The following is a 2,255-nucleotide window of genomic DNA, read 5'->3' as shown; positions in this document are numbered from 1 at the left end:
GAGGAGCACCGTTGAGCAGGCTGCGTTGGCTGACCGCGGGGGAGTCCCATGGTCCGGCACTTGTCGCGACGCTGGAGGGTCTTCCCGCCGGCGTGCCGGTCACCACGGAGATGGTGGCGGATCACCTGGCGCGGCGGCGGCTGGGGTATGGCCGTGGTGCGCGGATGAAGTTCGAGCGGGACGAGGTGACCTTCCTGGGTGGTGTCCGGCACGGGCTGACCCTGGGTTCCCCGGTGGCGGTCATGGTGGGGAACACCGAGTGGCCCAAGTGGGAGCAGGTCATGGCGGCCGATCCGGTCGACGCCGAGATTCTGGACGGGCTGGCGCGTAATGCGCCGTTGACCCGGCCGCGTCCCGGCCATGCCGACCTGGCGGGGATGCAGAAGTACGGTTTCGATGAGGCCCGGCCGATCCTGGAGCGTGCCTCGGCCCGGGAGACGGCGGCGCGGGTGGCGCTGGGCGCGGTGGCGCGCTCGTATCTGAAGGAGACGGCGGGTATCGAGATCGTCTCGCATGTCGTGGAGCTGTGTTCGGTGAAGGCCCCGGCCGGTGTGTATCCCACGCCGGCCGATGTGGAGAGGCTGGACGCGGATCCGTTGCGTTGTCTGGACGCGGATGCCTCCAAGGCGATGGTCGCGGAGGTCGACCAGGCGCACAAGGACGGTGACACGCTGGGTGGTGTGGTGGAGGTGCTGGCGTACGGCGTTCCGGTGGGGCTGGGCTCGCATGTGCACTGGGATCGCAGGCTGGACGCGCGTCTGGCGGGTGCGCTGATGGGTATCCAGGCGATCAAGGGTGTGGAGGTCGGTGACGGTTTCGAGCTGGCCCGGGTGCCGGGTTCCAGGGCGCACGACGAGATCGTCAGCACGCCCGGGGGCATCCGGCGCCTCTCCGGCCGGTCCGGTGGTACGGAGGGTGGTCTGAGCACGGGTGAGCTGTTGCGGGTGCGGGCGGCGATGAAGCCGATCGCGACCGTGCCCCGCGCCCTGAAGACGGTGGACGTCACCACCGGCGAGGAGGCCCAGGCGCACCATCAGCGTTCGGACGTGTCGGCGGTGCCGGCCGCGGGCATCGTCGCCGAGGCGATGGTGGCGCTGGTCCTGGCGGACGCGGTCGCGGAGAAGTTCGGCGGCGACTCCGTGCCCGAGACCCGCCGCAATGTGCGGTCCTTCCTCGAGAATCTGCAGATCCGGTGAGTGCCGTGCCTGCGGTCGTCCTGGTCGGTCCGATGGGGGTGGGCAAGTCCACCGTCGGCCGGCTGCTGGCCGAGCGGCTGGGTGTCGGTTACCGGGACACGGATGAGGACATCGTGGCCGCCGAGGGCCGCACCATCGCGGAGATCTTCGTCGACGAGGGCGAGCCGGTCTTCCGGGCGGTCGAGAAGCGGGCGGTGCGCGCCGCGCTCGCCGAGCACGACGGGGTGGTGGCACTGGGCGGCGGTGCGGTCCTGGACGCGGACACGCGTGGGCTGCTGGCCGGGCAGCGGGTGGTCTACCTGTCGATGGACGTGGAGGAGGCCGTCCGGCGCACGGGCCTGAACGTGGCCCGGCCGCTGCTCGCGGTCAACCCGCGCAGGCAGTGGCGGGAGCTGATGGAGGCGAGGCGGCACCTGTACGAGGAGGTCGCCGCCGTCGTCGTCGCGACCGACGGCCGCACCCCCGAAGAGGTCACCCAAGCAGTGCTGGACGCAGTGGAGTTGAAGCAGGCATGAGCGAGTCAGTCACCCGGATCCAGGTCGCCGGCAGCGCGGGCACCGAGCCGTACGAGGTGCTGGTGGGCCGGCAACTCCTCGGTGAGCTGGCCGCCTTGGTCGGGCCCAGGGCCAGGCGGGTCGCGGTGATCCACCCGCAGGCGCTGGCCGAGACCGGTGACGCGCTGCGCGCGGATCTGGCCGGGCAGGGCTATGAGGCGGTAGCGATCCAGGTGCCCAACGCCGAGGAGGCCAAGACCGCGGAGGTCGCCGCCTACTGCTGGAAGGCGCTGGGCCAGTCGAATTTCACCCGCTCGGATGTGATCGTGGGGGTGGGCGGGGGTGCGACCACGGACGTGGCGGGGTTCGTGGCGGCGACCTGGCTGCGCGGGGTGCGCTGGATCGCGGTTCCGACCACGGTGCTGGCGATGGTGGACGCGGCGGTCGGCGGCAAGACCGGTATCAACACCGCCGAGGGCAAGAACCTGGTGGGCGCCTTCCACCCGCCGGCCGGAGTGCTGTGCGACCTGGCCGCGCTGGACTCCCTCCCGGTCAACGACTACGT

The 2,255-nt window shown here is 71.4% G+C and carries 3 protein-coding genes; all 3 read left to right on the top strand.

The genetic code is table 11. From position 1 onward, the window contains the following. Positions 1-11 precede the first annotated feature (11 nt). Positions 12-1,196, top strand: a complete 1,185-nt coding sequence (gene aroC, locus ABZ624_RS42735) for a chorismate synthase (protein WP_360101098.1) — start codon at positions 12-14, stop codon at positions 1,194-1,196. Positions 1,197-1,228: 32 nt separating this feature from the next. After that, on the top strand, positions 1,229-1,711 hold the full coding sequence (locus tag ABZ624_RS42730; RefSeq protein WP_360101095.1) for a shikimate kinase: 483 nt from the start codon (positions 1,229-1,231) through the stop codon (positions 1,709-1,711). Then, positions 1,708-2,255, top strand: a 548-nt coding sequence (locus tag ABZ624_RS42725; RefSeq protein WP_360101092.1) for an iron-containing alcohol dehydrogenase, incomplete at its 3' end; no start/stop codon positions are given. The genes ABZ624_RS42730 and ABZ624_RS42725, both read left to right, overlap by 4 nt.

The sequence above is a fragment of the Streptomyces sp. NPDC007205 genome (assembly GCF_040634095.1).
GTDB lineage: Bacteria > Actinomycetota > Actinomycetes > Streptomycetales > Streptomycetaceae > Streptomyces.
The sequence above is the reverse complement of the archived record's forward strand: the minus strand, read 5'-3'. Positions and strand labels throughout refer to the sequence as shown.